At 58.0% G+C, this 19,982-nt stretch carries 15 protein-coding genes and 2 pseudogenes; 7 read left to right on the plus strand and 10 right to left on the minus strand.

All coding sequences use genetic code 11. The annotated features are described in order from the left end of the window. Nucleotides 1–318: 318 nt before the first annotated feature. The 5 genes from GGD53_RS11590 (at nt 319) to GGD53_RS11610 (ending at nt 7,743) form a co-directional block, all read left to right on the plus strand. Entirely contained in the window at nt 319–1,215 is an 897-nt protein-coding gene (locus GGD53_RS11590) for a GGDEF domain-containing protein (RefSeq protein WP_184455996.1), read from the plus strand. A 480-nt stretch (nt 1,216–1,695) separates the two neighbouring features. Beyond that, on the plus strand, nt 1,696–2,208 hold the full coding sequence (locus tag GGD53_RS11595) for a hypothetical protein (protein WP_184455998.1): 513 nt from the start codon (nt 1,696–1,698) through the stop codon (nt 2,206–2,208). Nucleotides 2,209–2,487: 279 nt separating this feature from the next. Then, on the plus strand, nt 2,488–6,063 hold the full coding sequence (locus tag GGD53_RS11600) for a DUF3427 domain-containing protein (protein WP_184456000.1): 3,576 nt from the start codon (nt 2,488–2,490) through the stop codon (nt 6,061–6,063). A 271-nt stretch (nt 6,064–6,334) separates the two neighbouring features. After that, nucleotides 6,335–7,099 (plus strand): hypothetical protein, encoded by a 765-nt coding sequence (locus tag GGD53_RS11605; RefSeq protein ID WP_184456002.1) that lies wholly within the window; start codon nt 6,335–6,337, stop codon nt 7,097–7,099. After that, on the plus strand, nt 7,096–7,743 hold the full coding sequence (locus tag GGD53_RS11610; RefSeq protein WP_184456004.1) for a hypothetical protein: 648 nt from the start codon (nt 7,096–7,098) through the stop codon (nt 7,741–7,743). Before GGD53_RS11605 ends, GGD53_RS11610 begins: the two co-directional genes overlap by 4 nt. Nucleotides 7,744–7,930: 187 nt before the next feature. Here GGD53_RS11610 and GGD53_RS11615 read toward each other — a convergent pair. Then, nucleotides 7,931–8,212: pseudogene (locus tag GGD53_RS11615) on the minus strand (ABC transporter ATP-binding protein); the annotation flags it as partial. Nucleotides 8,213–8,228: 16 nt separating this feature from the next. Here GGD53_RS11615 and GGD53_RS31655 point away from each other — a divergent pair. Both GGD53_RS31655 and GGD53_RS11620 read left to right on the plus strand, forming a co-directional pair. After that, nucleotides 8,229–8,460, plus strand: a pseudogene (locus GGD53_RS31655) (hypothetical protein); the annotation flags it as partial. A 178-nt stretch (nt 8,461–8,638) separates the two neighbouring features. Next, the gene (locus tag GGD53_RS11620) at nt 8,639–10,492 is read left to right on the plus strand and encodes an AAA family ATPase (protein ID WP_184456006.1); all 1,854 of its coding nucleotides are present in this window, start codon (nt 8,639–8,641) and stop codon (nt 10,490–10,492) included. Nucleotides 10,493–10,647: 155 nt separating this feature from the next. Here the strand turns inward: GGD53_RS11620 and GGD53_RS11625 are convergent, their stop codons facing one another. From GGD53_RS11625 to GGD53_RS11665, 9 genes are all read right to left on the minus strand, one after another. Continuing rightward, nucleotides 10,648–11,406 carry an ABC transporter ATP-binding protein gene (locus GGD53_RS11625; protein WP_184456164.1) on the minus strand — a complete coding sequence of 253 codons (759 nt, stop codon included), beginning with the start codon at nt 11,404–11,406 and terminating at the stop codon, nt 10,648–10,650. 47 nt (nt 11,407–11,453) lie between these two features. Further along, the gene (locus tag GGD53_RS11630) at nt 11,454–12,443 is read right to left on the minus strand and encodes an ABC transporter ATP-binding protein (RefSeq protein WP_184456009.1); all 990 of its coding nucleotides are present in this window, start codon (nt 12,441–12,443) and stop codon (nt 11,454–11,456) included. 1 nt (nt 12,444) lies between these two features. Continuing rightward, nucleotides 12,445–13,302 carry an ABC transporter permease gene (locus tag GGD53_RS11635; RefSeq protein ID WP_064808333.1) on the minus strand — a complete coding sequence of 286 codons (858 nt, stop codon included), beginning with the start codon at nt 13,300–13,302 and terminating at the stop codon, nt 12,445–12,447. Nucleotides 13,303–13,305: 3 nt separating this feature from the next. Next, nucleotides 13,306–14,310 carry an ABC transporter permease gene (locus tag GGD53_RS11640; protein ID WP_085781016.1) on the minus strand — a complete coding sequence of 335 codons (1,005 nt, stop codon included), beginning with the start codon at nt 14,308–14,310 and terminating at the stop codon, nt 13,306–13,308. 117 nt (nt 14,311–14,427) lie between these two features. Further along, nucleotides 14,428–16,332 (minus strand): ABC transporter substrate-binding protein, encoded by a 1,905-nt coding sequence (locus GGD53_RS11645; protein WP_184456012.1) that lies wholly within the window; start codon nt 16,330–16,332, stop codon nt 14,428–14,430. Nucleotides 16,333–16,517: 185 nt separating this feature from the next. Beyond that, entirely contained in the window at nt 16,518–18,026 is a 1,509-nt protein-coding gene (locus GGD53_RS11650) for an alpha-N-arabinofuranosidase (RefSeq protein WP_184456013.1), read from the minus strand. A 211-nt stretch (nt 18,027–18,237) separates the two neighbouring features. After that, complete coding sequence (locus tag GGD53_RS11655; protein WP_184456015.1) at nt 18,238–19,164, minus strand: ArsR/SmtB family transcription factor; 927 nt, start codon at nt 19,162–19,164, stop codon at nt 18,238–18,240. 103 nt (nt 19,165–19,267) lie between these two features. Next, entirely contained in the window at nt 19,268–19,690 is a 423-nt protein-coding gene (locus GGD53_RS11660) for a PIN domain-containing protein (protein ID WP_184456017.1), read from the minus strand. After that, nucleotides 19,687–19,935, minus strand: a complete 249-nt coding sequence (locus tag GGD53_RS11665) for a FitA-like ribbon-helix-helix domain-containing protein (RefSeq protein WP_184456166.1) — start codon at nt 19,933–19,935, stop codon at nt 19,687–19,689. Before GGD53_RS11665 ends, GGD53_RS11660 begins: the two co-directional genes overlap by 4 nt. Nucleotides 19,936–19,982 lie beyond the last annotated feature (47 nt).

The following is a 19,982-nucleotide window of genomic DNA, read 5'->3' on the forward strand; positions in this document are numbered from 1 at the left end:
GTATAATCCTTGACTATCGCAGTCAACTAATTTGCGGGTGCATTACCGCGACCGGGCCAACCGTGCGGCTCCCTGGCATGCGCGGCGGCGAGCGTTTGCCGGTCGCTGCGGCGGCCGTTTCACCGCGGCGGCGAGATCCAGCCAGCAGCATCGGAGATCTTCCGTCCCGATCTCGTGGCAGCCGATGTCCGATCACCAGCGGGAATGGCGCGTGTTGACGCTTCCCTAATCACTCCAAGCGCCTTTGCTTGCCGAGCGGCTCTTTTCTCATAGGATTTCTGCGCCATCTCTTGCCGGAGCAACCAGACAGGGTGCTGTATGGACGAGACAATCGAACAGCTTCTCCATCTTTCCGCACAGACGGAAACGCTGATGGCGGTCTATGATGGCGACGACCGGCTGCGCTATGCCAACAGCGCCTTCCGCTCGGCCTATTTCATCGAGCCGGAGGAAACGCCGCTCTGGCCGGATCTGATGCGGCGCAATTTTGATCTCGGCCGCGGCACCGTCATCCGCACGGATAATTTCGAGGAATGGCTGCGCTCGACCCAGTCGCGCCGCGGCAAGATCGGCTATCGCGCCTTCGAGACGGATCTTTCCGACGGCCGCTGGCTGTGGATGACCGAGGCGGTGCAGAAGAACGGCTGGATGCTGTGCATCGCCAGCGACATCACCCGTCTCAAGGTTCATGGCCGCACTGTCCGGCAGGATCGCGACCAGGCGATCAAGGCCTCCTACACCGACGAACTCACCGGCGTCGCCAATCGCCGCTTCGTCATGGCCCGCGTCGAAGACATGCTTGAAGCCGCCCGGCATGGCAGCAGCGGCTGCCTCGCCGTCTTCGACATCGACAATTTCAAACGCATCAACGACCGGCTCGGCCACCATGCCGGCGATCTCGTGCTGCGCGATTTCGCCCATCGCATTCACCAGAATGTCCGCCGCAACGATTGCTTCGGCCGGGTCGGCGGCGAAGAATTCCTCCTCGTCATGCCGGCCACCGGCCCGGAAGACGCCCTTGCCATGGTCGAGCGCATGCTGACGGTGATCCGCTTCTCCCGGCCGCTGCCGGATTCGCCGGATTTCAGCTACACCTGTTCTGCCGGCATCGCCGCGTGTGTGTCGACAGACAGTGCGTCGGAGCTTTACCGGCGGGCGGATCAGGCGTTGTATGATGCGAAGATGAGCGGGCGGGATAGGGTGCGGGCGGCGTAGGGGCCGGACAGCAATGCCTTGCCCGCTGAGGCGGGAACCTAGGTTGTTAGATGCGATTTACTAAATTCCTGAACTGTTGAGCTGGGGCTGTCGTCATCTTCCCAGGGCGAGGGTATCGAGCTGCGATCGAGCTTGGCCAAGGGTGAAGCATGACAATTCACTTTCGAGCTTCACAATAAAAGGATTTGTATTTCCAGTTATTGATCATCCGGGCCAGGGATGTTTTTTATCTGCATCAAGCCTTTACCGATCATCTTCCCCTCGGCACTGCGGTTTGGAATCTGCAGGAAGAGGGCGGTTGCTGAGTCGCGCACGAGAACAGGCAGGCTTCCCGACTTCCTCCGGGGCCCGGCGGTGAACTCAACTCCACCTTGTTGTCGTTAAGTTCCAACTCCGTGCCACCTGGCCTAAGCGAAAGCGTTCTTGTATTGTCTCAGCTCAAGTTCCAAACCCAACTTACATCAATTAAATGGACCTCTAATGAGTGCGCGCCTATCGACAGCCATTAGAATCGGAGAGGCTGCAAGGGGAATTTTTCGAAAAACTCAGAGCTTTCCAGGCCCAGAATTCGGAAAGCACGGAGAACTAGGTGAAAGCGAACACGTCGGTGTTGAACCGATGCTTTTGGCGCTTTCCATGGAATTGGCACTCAAAGCCTGGTTCGTTTTCGACTACGACGATCCAAAAGTTGTCAAATCGCACAACCTGATGAGGCTGTTTGATAGCCTCAAGCCCGAAAGCCAAGAGAAACTCGACGCGGAGTTCAAAAGATCAGTGCTCCCGTATCATCCCATCGCGTTCTCCATCGACTACAGCATTCGTCACATTCTGTATCAGCACCAAGATGCCTTTACCGACTGGCGCTACCTTCACGAAGCAGAGAAATCGATGATGTTCGACCAGGGTGCTTTTGAGGCAACGCTCGAAATGGTGCTTCGTGAGTTCGAGAAAAGATATCGCATTGAACGGGTGATGCCGATTTGGCAATCCTGAACACAGTCTGGACCGGAGAAGTCCCGATGCGGCCTTAAACATTCATTCTAAGCGGTAGCTTCGGCACAGAAGCTTTCTTTGTCGGAGCGGAAGGCTAATGACTGCATCAGGTCGACAGCGGCCGGGCGGCTATGCGCCCCATTCCGGCCACAGCTTGCATTCTAGCAGCCTCCCGGTGCATCGGTGAGAGGCCAGGGTTGCGTCGAAAGCAGCTTGAATCGAAGCTCTCTCAATTTGCCCGCCTTGTTTTGAACGACGGCTGCTCTCAATAATCATTGTGTGGAAAAGCATCAGCCATCCTGGTGGTGCGTTGGCCAGGCAGCCCATAATCTGCCGATGATTCAATGCCCTTTCTGCACCGCCGAATTGAGCCGCATCGCCTTTATGGACGATCAAGTCGTCGCGCTTTGGGATTCCTTTCCGGTGTCACCCGGACATCTGCTCATCGTTCCACGACGGCATGCGGCGACATGGGACGATCTCTCCGCGGACGAGAAGCAGGCTATCTGGCGAAACATCGACAGGGCAAAATCCGACATCGAACGAAAGCACAAGCCGGATGGTTACAACGTCGGTTTCAATCTGGCTGAAGCTGCAGGGCAAACGGTTTTCCATTTCCACTTGCATGTCATTCCGCGCTACTTGGGTGACATCGACGACCCGAGAGGCGGAGTCAGACACGTTATCCCAAACAAGGCCAACTACCTAGCCCAAGAGGTCAGCGGCACCGAAGAGGTAAAGCGACTGGTCACTGGCGGAAGCGACCATCTTCTGCCCCATCTCATCATGCATATGGACCAGGCGAATGCCTGCGACATAGCGGTAGCATTTCTGCTGGATAGCGGCGCAAGACTGATCGTGGAACATCTGAAAGATTTTCTGGCCCGCGGCGGACGTGCCCGCATTCTCGTCGGCGACTACATGGACGTGACCGAGCCGATCGCACTGCGGCGTTTGGCCGATCTCGGCGGCGACCTGATGCTCCGGGTCTTCGAGGCTACGGCGCAGGGATTTCACCTCAAGACTTATATCTTTCGGTCGGACAAGGAGGGCGTGGCATTTGTCGGCAGCTCCAATCTGTCAGAGGCGGCCCTGACCACATCGATCGAGTGGAACTACAAGGTCATTTCGAGCCACGACCGAACGGCCTTCCCCGAGATTAGCAAAGGATTCGATGACCTCTTCAATTCCTATAGCGCCGTCTCCGTCACGCCGGAGTGGATCGACCGCTACGAAAACCGAAGAAGCCCACTAGGCTTTAAGGAGGCTGGCATGGCATACGAGCCGCCGCTGCCTCCTCCCGAACCCCACGCGATCCAACGCCAGGCTCTCGCAGCGCTCGAGCAAACACGGCAGGATGGGTACACAGCGGGTCTGGTGGTGCTTGCTACGGGTCTCGGCAAGTCCTGGCTGGCGGCCTTCGACGGCGATCGATTCGAATATCGTCGCATCCTCTTCGTCGCCCATCGCGAGGAAATCCTCAATCAAGCGATCGAGACATTCCGGCGCGTGCGGCCGACCGCTCGGATCGGAAGATTGTCGGGCGATCACAAGGACACGGATTCCGATCTCCTTTTCGCCTCCGTTCAAACTCTCGGCAAGCCGAATCAGATCAGGCAATTTCGGCCGAACACCTTCGACTATATCGTCATCGACGAGTTTCATCACGCAGCCGCAGGCACGTATCGACGCATCATCGATTATTTCGAACCGAAGTTCCTCCTCGGTCTCACGGCGACACCGGAGCGAGGCGATGGAGCTGATCTGCTCGGTCTGTGTCAAGAGAACCTCGTTTTCCAGGCCGGCATCCATCTGGGGATAGAAGGCGGGCATCTCTGCCCCTTTCATTACTTCGGCGTCCCGGACACCGTAGATTACCGAAACATCCCCTGGCGAAGCGCGCAGTTTGACTTGACAGAACTCACCGCTGCTGTCGCCACGGAAGCACGTGCGCGGAACGCGCTCGAACAGTACCGACTACGCGGCGGGACGAAGTGCATCGGTTTCTGCTGCTCCCAGACACACGCGGATTTCATGGCCGATTTCTTCAACCGCCATGGGGTGTCGGCTGTCGCCGTCCATGCCGGCATCAATTCGGCACCTCGGGCTACGTCTCTGCAGAGACTGGAAGCGGGCGAACTCGAGGTAGTGTTTTCCGTCGACATGTTCAACGAAGGTGTCGACGTCCCGAGTATCGATAGCGTGTTGATGCTACGGCCAACGGAATCGACGATTATCTGGCTGCAACAACTCGGCCGCGGGTTGCGAAAATCAGCAAACAAGAACCGTCTCGTCGTCATCGACTATATCGGCAACCACCGTATTTTCCTCACGAAGTTGCGTGCGATCGCATCGATTGCGAATGTCGATGCGTCGTCCGGCGGTCATGTCCGCGAGTTTCTGGAAAGGCTGCAGGGCGATCAAATCGCTTTGCCCACCGGCTGTGAAGTGACCTACGATCTCGAGGCAATCGAAATACTTCGCATGCTGGTGAAGCCGGCAAGCACAGAAAATGCTCTGGAAGACTTTTACCGCGACTTCCTAGAGCGGCATGGCGTTCGGCCCACGGCGTCAGAGGTTTTCCACTCGGGTAACAATCCGAGAAGCAGCAGCGAGCGTTCATGGCTCGGATTCGTGGAACGCATGCGTGGGTTGAGCGATCTGGAGCGATCGATCTGGTTGAATCATCGAGATTTCTTTCTCGAGATGGAGAAGACCGAACTAACCCGAAGCTACAAACTCATGACGCTTCTCGCGCTGTTCGATGAGGAGACCGTGCGGGACAGTTGTGCCGTCGATGAGATCGTCGAGCGCGTCGCGCAGTTGGCCTCTCGAGTCCACAAGCTGCAGCAGGACTTCTCTGTCGATCTCGCGGATCGGAAAGCGCTCAAATCGCTGCTGCTAAAGTTTCCGATCGATGTCCTAACGAAACTGCGGGATAGCGAGGGCGCCCCCTTTTTTACTTTGACGGAAAATCAATTTGGGCTAGTAAAAGCGACAGGGGACCGAGAGACGTTCAGCCAGATTTTGCGGGAAATCCTCGATTGGCGTCTTGCGCAATATTTGACCAGAAGCGGTGTTTCCAACGAGCTGGCAGATGCTGTTTGTCGCGTCGCCCGAAACACGAGCGGACAACCTATCTTATTCCTCCCGACGCCGTCGGGCGCAGCGCAGCTGCCGGAAGGTCCTCTGGGCGTTTTTGTAGACGATCAGCCGATGGAGGCTACAGTTGCCAAGATCGCGATTAACGTTGTGCGAAGAGCCGGCGATCCGTCCAACCGCTTGCCCACCATTCTTCGCGGATGGTTCGGCGACGATGCCGGACTTCCGGGCAAAGGCGATCGTGTCCGATTCCGGTTCCAGAGCGATGTCTGGCGCATGGAACCGATGGGCATACAGAGCCAGGCACAGGCAGGCCTTCGGCTTTGGGAACGCTATTCGCGGGAGACTATCCCTCCAGCCTTCGGCCTAACCTTCGATCAGGCGACGTGGAACGCCGGTTTCGTGCCGAAACCGCCTCACATCTTTCTGCTCGTAACCTTGGAGAAGGAGGGGATGATAGACACGCATCGCTATGCTGATCACTTCACCTCAGCCACGGAATTCTCTTGGCAAAGTCAAAACAGGACCAAGCAACACTCGAAGCACGGCGAGATGATCCGCGACCATCAAGCCCTGGGTTTTCACATCCACTTGCTGGTCCGCAAGACGAAGAAGATCGGCCCAAAGCCGGCACCGTTCATCTATTGTGGCGAAGTGGATTTCGACACGTGGACAGGCGACATGCCGATTACCGTGACATGGCGACTGCGGCAGGCGGTCCCAACAATGCTTCTGTCACAACTGAAGAGATAAACTGTTGACGCTTTCAACTGCGTCACAACGCTGATAGGTCGATAAGCGGGGGCTGTGTGTGTCAACTTGCCGAGATGCCGCGGCGGCTAAGCGCCTCCACGTCGGTCGTCCAGGGCGATCAGATACCTGAAAGCACACTTTTGGTGCTCTGTGCTACCATGGGCGCGACAAGTCCCGCGATTTTACAAGCCACCAACCTAGGCGGTATTGACTCTAAAGAACAAATCGCCTCACGTCGGAAATCTCGCTTTACTCCTTCAGATGTATGCCGATGACAAACCCACATCTAACTGTGTTCGTGGAAGGCCATGCGGACAGTTCAATGGTCCTAACGTTGGTCAACGCCTTGGGACTGCATGAGAAAGCTCATGTAAATGTTCGATTGATGGGTAATAAGCGGAATATCGCAGCTCATGTCCGCCAGTTAAGTAATGACCATTCAAATAAGTTTGCTGCTCTCGTGGACGCCGACGAGGCGAGCGTCGCAGATTCAAGGGAGTTGGCACGTCAGCAATTGGGGCATCCATCAATTGATGTATTTTGTGCGGTCCCGACAATCGAAGCATGGATATTTGCCGATCCGGAATTTGCGAAGAGCGCGGCACGTAGTCCCCATGCGAAAGAAATGATTGATCGCGCACCGTTACCGGAAACAATCCCATACCCAAAGCAGTTCGCGATGAACGTATTTGGATCAGCAAGTAGGTACCCAAACGCTGGGAATTTCGATGTGAATCTAGCTGCTGCGCGCTCTCCTTCGTTGCGGGCTTTTGTTGAGGGAATCGGCACATTGATAGGTGCTGAAGTTGACTTCAAGTTGCCGGTTGGCAAACTCTCAGATACCCGTGATGTAGTCTCTACACTGTTGCGAGAACTACCTGAAACGAAGGTCGTTTGGAAAACGATGACAGGTGCACGGATTAGCGCAGGCGAGTTGGCTAGAGCAATTGCGGAGGGAACGCCGCTCGGAAATCAATACGCGACGGAGCTATTGAGGGTTGCCCGCGATCTAATCGCACGGCAAGCTAATAAATGACGATTTTTTTTGTTTCCTCGACGGACCCTGCAACGCAGGCTAATCACGCTATTGCATTACAAATGCTAGAGCAGAATGACGTCACCCTCTTTGCGGCCGATGCGACTCGCGCACGTTTACACTCGGAGTTCCAAGCCGCTCCGGAAGATAACCTCGTCTTTGCGATGAGTCACGGTTCACCAAATGCGCTTTGGGATTCAAACGGAGAAGAAGCGTTATCTGCTGACGACGCGGCTAATCTGCAGGGATACAATATCTTCTGCTGGGCGTGCCACACAGCTAAAGAGCTAGGACAATCCTTTGCTGCGTACGGTTCCACATGGTGGGGATATGACTGCGCGATAACTGCTCCTGATCCGCGCCCGCCGTATTCGACCGTTTTCCGGGATATACTGCTCAATTTGAAGCAAAGTTTCCCCGCCGGCGTAGATGCTGCTTCAGTCGCCGCTGTCTTCGCGACCACAAGAGCCGCGTGCGTCGACGCAGAAACACGATTGGAGGAAATCGGAGCGTCTGACGATGATGACGCGATGTCTATTTATTCATGTTGTAACCAGATCTGGCAGCATCTTTGCGTTTGGTTGGCGGGGCAAGGCCAGCCGATTTTCCACCCAGACGCTCCAAGTTCTTCAATCTTCGGGTAGTTCTTAACGTACTTTTTCTGGTACAAGAGCATTCCGCATATGTTTTGCTCCGACTGCTTTGGATCGATCCTCGACCTTGCTGTGAGTACTTCGATCTCGGCCTCCTTGTATGCTACCCTGGGAACGAAAAGGTCTGCTCTCCGCTCGAAATAGCATTGTAGACTAGTCGATGTCCGCTACTGGCCAACTACACCACCGTATTAAATTCCGCCGCCGGCACCGCATCCTTCAGCGCCCAGGGATACGCATGCTGGGGGTCATCCAACACCGCCCGAGCCGGCCCGCGCTCGACGATCTCTCCCTATCGCATGAGGATGTTGTCGCTGACGTAATAGGCGGTCGCCCAGATCATGCGTGATGTAGATAATCGAAACGCCGAGTTCGTTTCTCAGCCAGCCGAAGAGGTTGACGATCGCCATTCGCAGCGATGCGTCGACCATCGAGCCGGTTCGTCGGCCACCAGCAGCCGACTCAGGGATCAGCGCGAGGATTGCGGCACTCACTCGCTCCGGCGCACGAGGCCGCGAATGATCTACAAAGCGGCGGGGAATCTTCGTGCCATCCAAATCCTGCTAGGTCACACCAAGATCGAGAATGGAGGCAGGTATTTTGGATTCGGACATCGAGGATGCGCTGGAACTGGCGGAGCCGTGCGCGCCGCGACACACGCGCGTTCCTCGCATGCGCAAATGGCGGAACAGCTATGCGCCTCGATAGGCCGCTATTCGTAGGTGCTAACGCTGTCCCCGACAGCCGCCATACGGTGAGGTTCTACAACCGAACCAAGATCACCGGGTGGGTGATCGTCGGCATACATCACTCACCCACCTCAACCGCAGCTTGAGCAAAAGGTCGGCCCTCGGTATGCTACTCCGGTAAAGGGTATAGGTAAGGCATGCGAATCGATTACCTTCAAATATCAAATGTTCTCAGCTTTCCCTATCGCGCCGATGTGAGTCAGGCCGATAAATTAGAATTCGACGATGGTCTAAATATTATTATCGGCGAGAATGGCTCCGGAAAATCGACAGCCCTCGAAGTTGTTAACTTCCTCTTCCGAAGGGTCATATATCGCCAGTTCAGCTTCAATCGTGAGCTGTTTGGGCGCCGCTTAACCCTTGTAATGAATGATAGGCAGCAGGTTCTGCAGCCAGCCAATCACACCGATATCAATGGTTTCCGGCTGGACGCTAACTGGGATAGCGAAGATCAAGAGCAGCGTATTCGTATAGCAGTGCGACTCGACGACATCGACCGGCAGAACATTCGCAATATCAGGGCTCACCTTGCGGAGCTTACCGAAACGCTAGGATCATACTCTACTTATAAGGTTATTAACGCCGCTGGCGAAGAGCGCGACACGTACGTTATTGACGTGATATTGAACCGTGCGGCGAATAATTTCTCGGTTCAGCTGCAGGGTGGAGAACATGACTTTGGCTTCACTTATCTAACTGACTATCACTTTTTCAGAGAAGCCATTTCTCTTCAAAATGCCCTCATGGGCGGTGAGCCGATCCCGCCGCTCTATGAGAGCTTCACGCTTATCAGTAGCTATCGCAACTACCACGCGTTTCAGCCTTCAATTTCCCTCAGTAGCGCCTCCGCGTCGCAGCAAATTCAGGACATACGGAATCAAGATTTCAATCGTAGCCTCAATGCCACCGACCGCCATGAACCCCCTGTGTTCGCGCTCGTGCGGCTGCAGGTTGCTGAGCGCCATTTCCACCTCATTTCACAAGCAAAAGACCTAGCGCAGTGTGAGCAAGAAGCGAACGATCTACCCTTTGTGAGGTCGGTCAATGAGCGACTGCGCGTGGTAAATCTGCGATGTCAAATAAAGCTTCTGGACCAGCGGACATGGCAGTACAGCTTTGAATTCTACGACACCCGTCGCAACAAGCCTATCGGCGACATCAACAGCCTGAGCGCGGGTCAAAAAGCGATTATTCACCTAGTGCTTGAGGCCTATGGGAGGGGTGAGCTGAAGGGTGGCGTCGTTATCATTGATGAACCTGAAATTCATTTGCATTATCAGTTTCAGCACGAGTATCTGCAGGTACTCCGGGAGCTGAACCGGACGCAGAACTGTCAATATATTCTCGTTACCCATTCGGAATCGCTCATCAACTCGAGCACCATAAATTCCGTACGCCGGTTTGCGCTTAATGCGAACGGTCAAACATCAATCTTCTCGCCAACACTTTCCGCAGATGAGAAAAGCCTCATACGCATTCTCGACAACTCCCGATCCACCTATGCCTTTTTCTCGAAAAAAGTGGTTCTGGTGGAAGGCGACACCGACCGCTATTTCTTCAGGGCGCTGCTCCAGGAGCGGTACCGTCTGCTCGAACAAGAAATCGCGGTTCTCCATGTCGGCGGAAAGAGAGAACTGCCGAAGTGGTACAGCCTGTTTTCAAGCTTTGGCCTCCGCGTTTATGCAATCTCAGACTTCGATTACATCGTGAATTTGCATTATCCCGCCGACAACGGTGTTCCCCTCCGAACTGATGAACAAATCGCCGCGTTCAAACGAACACACGTGGATTGGGAACGTCACATAGACGCCTCGGCAGCAGGCGGCACGTTCGTCCTACGTGAAGGAGATCTCGAAACGTACCTTGGTATTGGGAAGGATCTTAGTCATGTGATCGAATTCTGCCAAAACGGTCTTCAGGTATTTTTGTCAGACGACACTTCCGGCAAGAGCCGCGAAATACGGTCGATCATCGATGCCATCGTAAACTAATGGTTCTGCAATGACGCCGAGGCGCTACTAGGAAGCAACGCGGCAACTTGCGCTCCGACGTTAGCTTCGCCCGCTGCTGAGCCCGAAAGCTGAAATGCTGCTTACGGCCCCAAATAAGTCATTCCAGCCAAGGCGGTGTCAGCGCTAATAGCGAACTACCCCACCTCACCAAACTCCGCCGCCAACACCGCATCCTTCAGCGCCCGCGAATACGCATGCTGCGGATCATCCAGCACCGCCCGCGCTCGCCCGCGCTCAACAATCTCGCCCTTGCGCATGATGATAATATTGTCGCTGACATAATAAGCCGTCGCCAGATCATGGGTGATGTAGATGATCGAAAGCCCCAGCTCGTTCTTCAGCCGGCCGAAGAGGTTGACGATCGCCATGCGCAGCGACGCGTCGACCATCGAGACCGGTTCGTCGGCCACCAGCAGGCGCGGCTCAGGGATCAGCGCGCGGGCGATGGCGACGCGTTGCAGCTGGCCGCCGGAGAGTTCGTGGGGGAAGCGGCCCTTTACCTCTTCCAGCGTCAGGCCGACATGGTGGAGGGCGGTGTCGGCCATCTTCTCCACCTCCCGCCGGTTCGGCCGCTTGCCGGAGGTGGAGAAGTTGCTGGCGGTCTCGAAGAGGTAGCGGTCGACCCGCTTCAGCGGGTTGAAGGCTTCGAAGGGGTTCTGCAGCACCGGCTGCACCTCCTTCATGAAGGCGGTGCGTTCGGCCCTGTTGTGGATCGCCACGGTCTTGCCGGCAAATTGCAGCTCGCCTTCGGTCGGCTCGGCCTGGCCGAGGATCATCGCCGCCACCGTCGATTTGCCCGAGCCGGATTCGCCGACGATCGAGAGGATCTCCGGCTCGTCGCCGATTTCGAAGCTGACATCCTTGACGGCGGTGATCAGCCGCCGGCCGAGCATGCCGCCCTGGCGGTAGATTTTCGTCACATGCGAGAGGCTAAGCAGAGTCAAACCTGATCCCCCGTAACCGCAAAACACGCCACCCGCCGCTCCGGCGCGACGGTGACCAAGGGCGGAACCTTCTGTGAGCAGATCTCCATGCGCTTCGGGCAGCGCGGGTGAAAGCGGCAGCCCTCCGGCGGCATGGCAAGGTTCGGCGGCCGTCCCTCCAGCGAGGGCCGGGTGGTGGGGTCGCCGATCTTCGGCAGGCTGCCGACAAGGTGCTGCGTATAGGGGTGGAGCGGCGCGCTGAAGAGTTTCGCCGTCGGCGCCTCCTCGACCAGCCGGCCGGCATAGACGATGCCGATGCGATCGGAGACCGTCGCATGCACGCCCATATCATGGGTGACGAACAGGAAGGAGGAGCCCATCTCGCGCTGGATGTCGCGGATCATCGACAAGACGTCGCGCTGCACGATGACGTCGAGCGCCGTAGTCGGCTCGTCGGCGATGATGAATTCAGGCGTCAGGATGGTGGCGAGCGCAATGGTCATGCGCTGGCGCATGCCGCCGGAGAGTTCGTGCGGATAGGCGTCGAGCAGCTGCAGATCGAGCTTCAGCCGCTCCAGATGGGCGGCGACCTTCTCGAAGAAGACCGGCTTGCTCAGCTTCACGTGGCGGAAGGCGAAATCGGTGAAGGAATGGCGGATCCGGCGCACCGGATTGAGCACATTCATCGAGCCCTGCATGATATAGGAGAGATGCTTCCAGCGCAGCGCCATGCGCTCCTCCGGCGTCATCGCATAGAGATCCTGGGTGCCGCCGCCGAAATGGAATTTGACGCTGCCGGAAACGACCCGGAGCGGCGGCCGGATGGCGCCGGCAATGGTCTTGATCAGCGTCGTCTTGCCGCTGCTCGATTCGCCGGCGACGCCATAGACCTCGCCGCGGCGGATCGTCAGGCTGATGTCGTCGACGGCGCGCACCTCGCGATCGACGCCATAGAGGAAGGCGCGGTAATAGGCTTTCAAGTTGTCGATTTCGACCAGATTCTCCATGCTAACTTCCCATCCGGTTCAGCCGGCTGCGCGGATCATTGTATTCGTTCATCGACATGGAGAGCAGGAACAGCGCCAGGAAGAGAATGACGATGACGGCGACGGGGGCGGCCACCCACCACCAGATGCCCGAAATCAGCGCCGAATGCGCATTGGCCCAGTAGATCATCATGCCCATGGTCGGCGTCTCGATATCGGTGAAACCGAGCACCGAAAGGGTGATCTCCATGCCGATCGACCAGATCATGTTGTTCATCGTCGTGGCAAAGACGATCGGCAGCACATAGGGCAGGTGCTCCTCGACCAGGATCTTGCGCATCGTCATGCCGGAATAGACGCTCTGGGTGGTGAACGGCCGGCTCTTCAGGCCGAGCGCCACCGAGCGGATCAGCCGCGCATCATAGGACCAGCCGAGCGAGGCCATGATGACGATCAGCGCCACCCAGGTCATGTTGTCCTTCAGCACGAAGTAGAAGAGGATCAGCAGCGGAAATTGCGGGATGACCATGACGCTGTCGTTGATCGCCATCAGCACCCGGTCGACCGCGCCGCCGGCATAACCGGCGACCAGGCCGACCACGAGCGAGATGATGCGCGAGAGAAAGGCGACGCCGATGCCGAAATAGAGCGTGTTGCGAAGGCCGATCGTCAGCTGCCAGAACACGTCCTGGCCGCGCGAGGTCGTGCCCAGCCAATATTCGCCGTCCGGCGGCATGTCGGGGGGCAAGAGATAGATGTCGGTGGCGCCATAGGGCGAGAAATAGGACAGGATCACCAGGCCAACGATGACGGCGAAGAGCAGCAGGCCGCAGAGGAATTCCATGTTCTGGCGGGCGAGGTCGCGGATGATGGTAAACATGGCCTATTCCACCTTGATGCGCGGATCGATCAGCGGGCTCAGCACGTCGATGATGAAGACGGCGGCGGCAACGCCGACGATCGACAATGCGCTGAGGCCGAGCACCAGGCTGTAGTCGCCGGCATGCACCGCTTCGATCAGCAGATTGCCGATGCCGGGATAACCGAAGACGATTTCGGTGATGACGGTGCCGTTGAAGATCGCGCCGAGCGACATGGCAAGGCCGGTGAATTGCGGCACCATGGCGTTGCGGGCGATGTAGGAGCGCAGGATCTTGCCCTTCGGCACGCCGCCGAGCTCGGCAAAGACGACATAGTCGTCGGTGATGATGTTGGAAACCAGCGCCCGCATGCCGATCAGCCAGCTGCCGGCGCCGACCAGGATCAGCGACAAGGCCGGCAGGATCGAGTGTTTGAGGATATCGAGGACGAGGGCAAAGGAAAGGTCGAGATTGGCGTTCATCTCATAGCCGCCATTGATCGGCAGCACCGGCCAGATGAAGCCGAAGACGATGAGCAGCACGAAGGCCAGGATATAATAGGGAATGGGCAGCATGGCGATGAAGACGAGGCTGACGGCCTTCAGCACCATGTCCTTGCGGTAATAGCCGGCAAGCGCGCCGATCGCATTGCCGAGCACGAAGGTGATCAGCGTCGAGACCGTCATCAGCCCGATCGTCCAGGGCAGCGAGCGCAGGATGATGGTGGAGACCGGGGTCGGAAAGGCCGAGAGCGAGGGGCCGAGATCGCCGGTCGCCAGCCGCAGCCAGAAGTGCAGATATTGCTGCCAGATCGAGCCCTGCATGCCGTAGAGCTCGCGCAGCGACTGGCGCATCAGCTCGATCGCATTGGGATCGGACTGGCCCATCTGGGTGATGGCGCCTATGCTTTCTTCGACCGGGTCGATCGGGGTCAGGTGGGTGACGAAGAAGGTGATCGTCACGCCGAGAAAGACGACGAGCAGAAACTGACCAAACCGCTTCAGCACAAAGATCAGATAGGGCGTCATAAGGCAGTGGTTCCTCTCTGCTTCCCTTCTTGAAAGGATCGACGAGCATGGCAGCTGGGGCTCATGCCCGCCGATAAGGGGGCCGGCGCGATGGCTGCCGCGCCGGCGTTGGGAGGGTTATTGCGATTGGGCCGGCTTCAGCTTGACCATCATCAACCGCGAATTGGCCCAGTTCGGCACCGGATCGGTATAGGGGTCCTTGATGGTGGGATAGCCGGTCCAATAGGTCGTATCCATCGAGGTGAAGACGTTATAGGACATCAGCGGGATCGTCGGCATTTCGCGGGCGACCAGCTTCAGATAATCCTTGCCGAGCTCCATGCCCTTCGGATCGTCGGCGCTGATGCCGCGGATGCGCTCGATGATCTTGTCGAGCTCCGGATTGGACCAGCGCTGCCAGTTGCGCGGCGGCTGAACCTCGCCCTTCTTGGCGACGAACTGCGAGTGCCAGCTGTCGAGGAAGAAGGAGAGGTCGGGATCGCCGCCCCAGGTTTCGACGCTCCAGGCAATCGCCACCTGGAAATCGCCGGGCTGCAGCGCCGTCTGCCAAAGCTTCGCGGCGGGCACGGCTTTGGCGTCGATGCCGAAGGCGGCCCATTGCTGCGCAATCAGCGTGCCGGCGCGGGTGAAGACCGAGCGCGTGTCGCCTTCGACCGTCATCCGGATCTTGAAGGGCTGTCCATCCGGGGTCAGCCATTTGCCGCCTGACTTTTTGAAGCCTGCCTTCTCCAGCAGTTCGCCGGCCGCTTTCGGGTTCGGCTTCCACCAGCCATAGCCGAAGGCACCGCTGATCGCTTCCGGATCGGTCGGGATCTGGTCCTTGAACTTCGGCTGCTTGCGCAGGATATCGGCGATCTGCTGCCCGACTGTCGGGTCATAGGGCTTGATCTTGCTCTTGCCGGTATCGATCTCGAAATCCTTCAGCCAGTCCTGCATCGGCGCCTGATAGTCTTTCATCGTCGCCGCCGTCGGCGGCACGCCGAGCGCGGAAAGCGTCGCCGCCCCGCGATAGCTCGCCATGTCGACGGCCTTGATGTCGATCAACAGGGCCAGCGCCCAGCGCACGTCGGCATTGTCGAAGGGCGCATCCTGGGTGTTGAAGATCACGGCGGGCAGCGTCGGATCGGGATGGGCGAAGGGGAAGCCCGGGAACCAGGTATCGATGGTCTTCGACTTCTCCTTGAGGGTGAACATGCCCTCCGGCGTATTGTCGTGGATGATATCGAGATTGTGCTCGAGCTGGGCGATCGTGCGTTTATCCGGCGGGCCGGGATCGGTGTAGGTCACATATTTCGGGGCCGGCTCGCCGAAGCGGGCAAGCGAGGTGCGCTGCCAGTCGTCGCGCTTCTCCCAGGTATACCATTTGCCCTGCGGGTCGTAGGCTTTCAGCTTGTAGGCGCCGAGCGAAACGGGATTGGCGAAGTCATAACGCAGCGGATCTTCAACCTTCTCGAACACGTGCTTCGGCATGATCCAGGCGCCGTTCCAGCGCACGGTGAAGATCGCATGGAAGCGCGAATTCGGCTTCTTCAGCTTGAACACCACGGTCTGCGGATCGGTCGCCTCGACGCTTGCCACCTGCACCGAGAAGGCCGCGCTCCAGACCATGCCGGGGTGGTCCATCTGCGTCTTGACGGTATAGACGACGTCATCGGCGGTGAATTCGACGCCGTCGCTCCAGTAGAGCCCCTTGCGCAGTTTCACGGTCATTTCGGTGAAGTCGGCATTATATTGCGGCTTGTCGGCGGCGAGTGAATTGTCCCAGGCCGCGCCGCCCAGCCCCTGTTCAGGGTCGATGTACCAGAGCGTATCCATGGTCAGCTGCTGCAGCCCGGTCGAAACCCCGCCGCCGCCATTGACCCAGATGTTGAACCAGCCGGGATTCTTGATCGTCCCTTCCGGATTTTCAACGATGAGCGTCTCCTTGCGCGGCAAGGAGGTGTAGTCTTCGGCGATGGCCAGACCCGTCAGACCGAGCGTGGCCAGCACGAAGCCGAATGCAAACCTCTTCCACTTTTGCATGAACTCCTCCCTTGTAAGCGACGATGCGGCGGCCCCAAGGCACGCATGGGCATGTCGCGGTTGTCGGTTCCCAGAAGCCGGAGCTTGGCGCTCTGGGCCCTGGTGAACCATTCCTCCGGCCCGCCTGCCTCCTCGCAGCCGGGCCGAATCCTCGGCCGGGGCCGATCGGCTCCCGGCGCCGGCTGTCACACCGACAGCCGGATGACGTTGTAGGACAGCGGTTTCAGCGCCGCCCGTACCCGTCCGTCCTCGATCTTGGCGCTCTCGACCTGCACGGGCACGACCGTCTCCGGCCGCCGCGCCGTGTTGACGGCTTCGAGATCGCCATGGGTCATCTCCACCTGTTCGATCAGGCGGGCGCCGCCGAAACCTTCCAGCCGCACGTCGAGATCGAGCGCGCTATCCGGATGGCGGTTGACGGCAAAGAAGGTCAGCGACCGGCCATCCTCGGAATGCACGGCCGAGACGTCGAGATAGGGAACCTCGTTCTCCTCGTCGCTGTCATAGCTCGGGCCGTCGACAACCAGCTGCAGCGCCGCGCCGCGGCCATAGCGCGAGGCGTAATAGAAGGGATAATAGATCGTCTGGCGCCAGGCCGCGCCGCCATCCTCGGTCATGATCGGGGCGATGACGTTGACGAGCTGGGCGATGCAGGCGATGCGCACCCGGTCGGAGCGGCGGATGAAGGTGTTGAGGATGCCGCCGACCTGCAGCACGTCCTCGAAATTATAGATATCTTCCAGCAGATGCGGCGCATCCGGCCATTCGTCGCGCGCCAGGATCTCCTTGTCCTGCTGGTTGGAATGATACCAGACGTTCCATTCGTCGAAGGAAATGCCGATCGTCTTCTTCGAGCGCTTCTTCGCCTTGATGTAGTCGATCACCCCGCCGATCGTGGTGATGTAGCGGTCGAGCTTGGTCGCCCGGGCGAGATAATTCAGCGTGTTCTTCTCGCGGTTGGCGAAATACATGTGCAGCGAGATGTAGTCGGCGCTGTCATAGCACTGCTCGAGCACCTGGGCTTCCCAATCGGGATAGGTCTTCATGTCGGAATTGGACGAGCCGCAGACGACGAGTTCGAGCGATTTGTCGAAGCCGCGCATGGCTTTCGCCGTCTCGTCCGCCAGCCGGCCATATTCATAGGCGGATTTGTGACCAACCTGCCAGGGGCCGTCCATCTCGTTGCCGAGGCACCAGAGTTTGACATCATGCGGATTGGACCAGCCGTGCTTGCGGCGCAGGTCCGACCAGTAGGTGCCGCCGGGGTGATTGCAATATTCGAGGAAATTGCGGGCGGCGTCGAGACCGCGCGAGCCGAGATTAACGGCCAGCATCGGCTTGGTATTGGCCTTCTTGCACCAGTCGACGAATTCGTTGACGCCGACCTGGTTGGCTTCGCGGGTGCGCCAGGCAAGGTCGAGGCGCACCGGGCGCTCGGAACGCGGGCCGACGCCGTCTTCCCAATTATAGGCCGAGACGAAATTGCCGCCGGGGTAACGGCAGTAGGGCGTATCGAGCTCACGCACCAGATCGAGCACGTCGCGGCGGAAGCCGTCTTCATCGGCTGTCGGATGTCCGGGCTCGTAGATGCCGCCGTAGATCGCTCTGCCGAGATGCTCGAGAAACGAGCTGTAGAGCCTGGCGTCAATGGTCGCGATGCGAAAATCGCGGTGGGCAACGACATTCGTCTTCAACGGATCCTCCCCGTTTATGTATCAGGAATTTTGTTTTCGTGCCTCTAACTTGATATCAGGAATGTTGTGATGTCAACCGAAAGGCGGATTTAATCATACTAATGACAATCCGAATGAAAAATAATGAAATACAATGGCTTGATTAAGTTTAGCGACCGCTGAAACACGAAATAAATGCGATTTTTAAATCAGGATATCCGATATTAACTTTTCAGACATGCAGCCGCATGGTGATGTCGCGGCCGTGATTGCCGAAGCCGCGGCCGAAAATATTGACGCCGCCTGTGTGGCCGGCATTTTCGGCGATGCCGACGCGCAGGCGGATCGACGAATGCTGGCCGAGCGCTAGATCACTGAGCGTCACATTCGATGCGGCGATACCGTCGATAAAGGTGCCGCGCGTCGAGATCCGCCAGGTTTTCATCGTCCCGTATTGCGAGCCTTCGAGCTTCCACCAGGCGGGCGTGAAGGCGCCGCGCTTGTCGCCGTAATCGCCGGGCGAGGTCCAGGTGCCGATCGCCATGCCGTTGACCCAGAGCGTGATGTCGGACGGCCAGTCCGGATTGGTGCCGGGCACTTCGGATGACAGCTCCAGCGAAAATTCGATAGCGCGAATATCCTTGTTCAACACCTTGGCATTGTTTGGGAATTTATATTCGACATAACCCCGGCCGAACCAGACCAGCCCGGCCTGCATGCGCTGCGGATCGAGGAAATAGTCGGGCACATCGAGCGGGCCGATGACGCTCTCGGTCGAGCAGAGACCGCAGGGCGCATGCACGTCGCAACTCGTATAGAGCCCGACCGGCATTTCGACTTCGATGATATTGTTCGCCCGCTGCGCCGCGCTTTCCTCGAAGCTGATCAGGATTTCGCTATAGACCGCCGAGCAGATCTTCTGGTTGCCTTTGCGCGCCTTGGCCAGCCGCGAATCCACCAGCCCGGCCTCTTCGAGGATCTGGATGCCGGTGGCGACAGTGGATTGCGGCAGGGAAAGCGCCTGGGCGATATCGTTGATATTAAGCGGCCCCTTGGCGCAGAGCAGCTTCAATATCTCGATCCGCGCCGGCGCCGAAAGCGCGCGTATCGCCTCCCCATTCTCGCCGGCGGCGATCGTCAAAAACGAACGTTCCATCATTTCCCCATAAGTTCCGATCTCATGATGTATATCGGAAATTATGGTGCATCAAGGGGGAAGGCCGACCAGGACTGGGTTTTACGAGTTGCCATTCGATGCGGGCTTAGCGATTCTTCCACGGATTGATGATCTGCAAGCCAATTCCCTCGAAATCAGACACATTGCGGGTAGCGAGTGAAGCGCCGCGCGAGATGGTGATCGCTGCGATCTGTGCGTCAAACTGGCTGATCGGCCTGCCGGCCTTGCGGCGATCGGTGGCAATGATGGCGTAGACATCTGCCGCGTCACGATCGAATGGCAGAACACGGCTACTCAGATCCTCATTGAATATCGGCAGCACCGCTGCCTCGAGATCACTCCGGCGCCGACCGGGAGGGAGGAGGCGCAAGCCATATAGAATTTCCGCTTCGGTGACCGCTGTCGTAAATACCGATGAGGGATGTTGTGCGCCCAGCCAGTCGATGACAGCCACATTCGGCGCCGGCGTGAGCAGTTCCGAAATGACGTTGGTATCGAGAATGATCACGCGTCGAAGTCCGGCGCGTCACGGATCGGCTCTCGGGGTGGAATTTCGAGTTCAACTCCCCCGACCGGCTGCAGGCGGGCGCGAATGATCTCGGCCAGGTTGCGCGCCGCCGGCTCGGTGGTCGCAAGTGCCGTACGCAGAATATCGCGTGCTTCATCTTCCATGGAACGGCCATGCGTAGCGGCGCGAACGCGCAGCCGCTGCTTCAATCCCTCATCAAGATTGCGGATCGTCATGCTGGCCATTTTGCCTCCATTCATCAATGATAGCATATAAATCATTGATTGCATAT

Origin of the sequence: Rhizobium aethiopicum, from assembly GCF_014197535.1 — a bacterium.
In the GTDB taxonomy this organism is placed as follows: domain Bacteria; phylum Pseudomonadota; class Alphaproteobacteria; order Rhizobiales; family Rhizobiaceae; genus Rhizobium; species Rhizobium aethiopicum_A.

Bases quoted from the DNA above. Each gene is read 5' to 3' on its own strand.
- GGD53_RS11605 (WP_184456002.1), top strand. From the start codon at position 6,335: ATGACAAACCCACATCTAACTGTGTTCGTGGAAGGCCATGCGGACAGT.
- GGD53_RS11635 (WP_064808333.1), bottom strand. From the start codon at position 13,302: ATGTTTACCATCATCCGCGACCTCGCCCGCCAGAACATGGAATTCCTC.
- GGD53_RS11590 (WP_184455996.1), top strand. From the start codon at position 319: ATGGACGAGACAATCGAACAGCTTCTCCATCTTTCCGCACAGACGGAA.
- GGD53_RS11645 (WP_184456012.1), bottom strand. From the start codon at position 16,332: ATGCAAAAGTGGAAGAGGTTTGCATTCGGCTTCGTGCTGGCCACGCTC.
- GGD53_RS11630 (WP_184456009.1), bottom strand. From the start codon at position 12,443: ATGGAGAATCTGGTCGAAATCGACAACTTGAAAGCCTATTACCGCGCC.
- GGD53_RS11655 (WP_184456015.1), bottom strand. From the start codon at position 19,164: ATGATGGAACGTTCGTTTTTGACGATCGCCGCCGGCGAGAATGGGGAG.
- GGD53_RS11665 (WP_184456166.1), bottom strand. From the start codon at position 19,935: ATGGCCAGCATGACGATCCGCAATCTTGATGAGGGATTGAAGCAGCGG.
- GGD53_RS11640 (WP_085781016.1), bottom strand. From the start codon at position 14,310: ATGACGCCCTATCTGATCTTTGTGCTGAAGCGGTTTGGTCAGTTTCTG.
- GGD53_RS11625 (WP_184456164.1), bottom strand. From the start codon at position 11,406: ATGCTCGGCCGGCGGCTGATCACCGCCGTCAAGGATGTCAGCTTCGAA.
- GGD53_RS11610 (WP_184456004.1), top strand. From the start codon at position 7,096: ATGACGATTTTTTTTGTTTCCTCGACGGACCCTGCAACGCAGGCTAAT.
- GGD53_RS11595 (WP_184455998.1), top strand. From the start codon at position 1,696: ATGAGTGCGCGCCTATCGACAGCCATTAGAATCGGAGAGGCTGCAAGG.
- GGD53_RS11620 (WP_184456006.1), top strand. From the start codon at position 8,639: ATGCGAATCGATTACCTTCAAATATCAAATGTTCTCAGCTTTCCCTAT.